Here is a 1,371-nt window from a genome sequence, read left to right as displayed (position 1 = left end):
TAAATCAAACCCCAAACCGAGCCGGAAACTCCAATCTTCAAAAGCACAAATAGTCTCAAATCATTCGACGACGGACAGTTGTGCGCGCTCGACTGTCTGCGTCCACTATAACTTCTTCAGGGAACCACCTCGCAAACGCGCAGATCAGATTACGCAGTGTCAAGAATTGGACGTAGCTTAAACCCAGAGTGGCCGCTTCACCGACAGGGTTTCCAGCCCCTTCTAGTCACTTAAAACTTGCGAGGATCGTTTCCTTTAAATATATCGCGGTTGATTTCGCATATGGTGAAAGTGCTACGGCTAAATCGATCCTACGAGGCTGGAATGAATAATCGTTACGGAACACTGGCTTCCTGGGTCTATAATCTGGATAAACCGGTCGGGCGTTCATTCGGCGACGTGGAATATTATCAGCGACGGCTCGCCGGGTCCGAAGGTCCAATCCTCGAACCTGCTGTCGGCAACGGTCGTGTTTATGTGCCGCTGCTTGAGTCCGGGTTTTCGATAGAGGGGTTCGATGCGTCTGACGAGATGCTTGGTTACTGCCAGGACGAATGCAGGAAGAGAAACCTTTCCGCAAGCGTGACACGACAGACTTTCGAAGAGTTTTCTTATAGCAAAAGCTTTATTGCCGTCATCATTCCGGCGGGGTCGTTTCAGCTGATCACGGATCTGACATCGGCGACCGGCGTGCTAAGGCACTTCTATGATTGTTTGGTCCCAGGGGCAAAATTAATCATAGACCTCGATCCCATAGGCGGTTTTCTTGGGCCGACCGGTTCGGTCCGAAGTTGGAAAACCCAGGACGGAGATCTGCTAACACTCACAGATCATCGGGTTGAAACCGACTATATCGCGCAAACCACACTGACCCATCTGCGCTATGAACTCTGGCGAGATGGAAATCTTGTGAAATCCGAACTCGATTTGTTTAAGTTGCGGTGGTGGGGAGTCGAAGAGTTCTTGATGGCGCTGCAGCGCACGGGCTTTGTCGATATAGTGGTGTCAGGCAACTACCAGCATGGAAGAGCACCGCATAGGGACGACGAGATTATCAGTTTTGAGGCGCTGCGTCCCAATTAGATCGAAGTGGGTTTTTCAGCTGCCCTGGAACGTCATTATATGCAATGCGCTTTCAAGTCTGCCGCGGCCACCGACCAGTTAAAGGTCCGCTTACGAAGACTCGAACCCTAAACCCGCTCATCCGCTTCCCACCCCATCATGTTAGTTAGCAGCAAAAAAGCGGAACGACCGGCTCTGGAACGCGTGAGAATGCTACGCTAATGTCTGGAAAAAAGCGCAAAGCGGACGCACAACAGCTTCTCCGCAATTAGGGTGGGGAGCACTAGGGGGGGGCTTCTATTGCTCATA

Annotated in this window: 1 protein-coding gene; it reads left to right on the top strand. The window is 51.3% G+C overall.

From position 1 onward, the window contains the following. Positions 1–324: 324 nt before the first annotated feature. Complete coding sequence (locus HWX93_RS22640; protein WP_151614529.1) at positions 325–1,083, top strand: class I SAM-dependent methyltransferase; 759 nt, start codon at positions 325–327, stop codon at positions 1,081–1,083. Positions 1,084–1,371 lie beyond the last annotated feature (288 nt).

The organism is Brucella tritici, from assembly GCF_902825325.1.
Lineage (GTDB): Bacteria > Pseudomonadota > Alphaproteobacteria > Rhizobiales > Rhizobiaceae > Brucella.
Note: the sequence above shows the minus strand (reverse complement) of the source record. Positions and strands in the feature narration are given on the sequence as shown.